This window comes from Streptomyces sparsus (assembly GCF_054776295.1).
Genome location: NZ_BAAHCA010000973.1, coordinates 1 through 1,750, shown reverse-complemented (window position 1 = coordinate 1,750; position 1,750 = coordinate 1). Strand labels below are relative to the sequence as shown.

Annotated in this window: 2 protein-coding genes; both read left to right on the top strand. The window is 69.4% G+C overall.

Features of this window, described 5'->3' with window-relative positions; genetic code table 11:
- The first annotated feature begins 111 nt into the window (after positions 1 to 111).
- Positions 112 to 1,323 (top strand): pyridoxal phosphate-dependent aminotransferase, encoded by a 1,212-nt coding sequence (locus ACYVE9_RS25485; RefSeq protein ID WP_461030247.1) that lies wholly within the window; start codon positions 112 to 114, stop codon positions 1,321 to 1,323.
- Between the two features lie 137 nt (positions 1,324 to 1,460).
- A partial coding sequence (locus ACYVE9_RS25480; RefSeq protein ID WP_461030246.1) for an SCO4983 family protein occupies positions 1,461 to 1,750 on the top strand: 290 nt, incomplete at its 3' end.

The following is a 1,750-nucleotide window of genomic DNA, read 5'->3' as shown; positions in this document are numbered from 1 at the left end:
GCCCGCGGCGCCCTCCGGCGGCGGGGGAGGCCGGCCGTGCGAGTGCTCCGAGTGGCCCACGTGGTGAAAAACACCGGGCGCTCCCGGTCGGCCGCCCGTATCGTGACCGCTATGCAGGTGATCCAGTCGACGAAGCTCTCCAACGTCTGTTACGAGATCCGTGGCCCGGTGCTGGAGGAGGCGATGCGGCTGGAGGCGGCAGGTCATCGCATTCTCAAGCTGAACACCGGCAATCCGGCGGCCTTCGGGTTCGAGTGCCCGCCGGAGATCCTCGAGGACATGCTCCGCAACGTCGGGGACGCGCACGGTTACGGTGACGCGAAGGGGCTGCTGTCCGCACGGCGGGCGGTGATGCAGCACTACCAGACGCAGGGCGTTCCGCTGTCCGTCGAGGACATCTACCTCGGCAACGGTGTGTCCGAGCTGATCCAGATGTCCATGCAGGCACTGCTGGACGACGGTGACGAGGTGCTCGTCCCGGCGCCGGACTACCCGCTGTGGACGGCCGCCGTCTCGCTGTCGGGCGGTACGGCGGTGCACTACCGGTGCGACGAGCAGGCCGACTGGATGCCGGACCTGGCCGACATCGAGCGCAAGGTCACCGACCGGACCAAGGCCCTGGTGATCATCAACCCGAACAACCCCACCGGCGCGGTGTACAGCGAGGAGATGCTGCTCGCGCTCACCGAGATCGCGCGGCGGCACAACCTGATCGTCTGCTCGGACGAGATCTACGACAAGATCCTCTACGACGACGCGACGCACACCCCGACCGCCGCGCTCGCCCCCGACCTGCTGACGCTCACCTTCAACGGGCTCTCCAAGGCCTACCGGGTGGCCGGCTACCGCAGCGGCTGGCTGGCGGTGTGCGGGCCGAAGGCGCACGCCGGCAGCTACATCGAGGGGCTGACGATCCTCGCGAACATGCGGCTGTGCGCCAACATGCCCGCCCAGCACGCGGTGGCCACCGCGCTCGGCGGCCACCAGTCCATCAAGGACCTGGTCCTGCCCGGCGGCCGACTGCTGGAGCAGCGCGACGCGGTCTACGAGGCGCTGACCCGGATCCCCGGCGTCAGCTGCGTGAAGCCCAAGGGCGCCCTGTACGCCTTCCCCCGGCTGGATCCGAAGGTCTACAAGGTCAAGGACGACCGGCAGATGGTGCTGGACCTGCTGCGCGCCGAGAAGATCATGATCGTGCACGGCACCGGTTTCAACTGGCCCGAGCCCGACCACTTCCGGATCGTGACGCTGCCGTCGGCGAAGGAGCTGACCGACGCGGTCGACCGGATCGGCCGCTTCCTGGACGGCTACAGCCAGCACTGATCACCGCACGTCCCGCCGGGCCGGCACCTTCCCCGGGAGGTGCTTCGGCGGCGGTTCCCGTGGATCGGGCGTACCGACTACAACTTTAGACGTTGTCCAAGTTAGGATGGCTTCCTGAGAACGTCAGGAGGTCTTCCATGTACGAGCCGATCCGGAACAAGTCGGTCCACACCATGGCCGAGCAGCCCGTGTCCGGTGACCGTTTCCCCCAGCGTTCCCGGGAGGCGGAACTCGACATCCGGCTGGCCGGACACCTGACCGCGCTGCTCACCGTGACCGACGAGCTGCGTGCGCTCACCCCGTCCGTCGCGCTGGACGCGCCCGCCCACCGGCTGGCCACCCAGGTGGCCCGGCTGCGGGACGGGCGGGCGCCGCTGCGCGCCGAGCCCAGCTTCCGCGGCGCCGGGCCCGGGCACAGCGAGGCGCT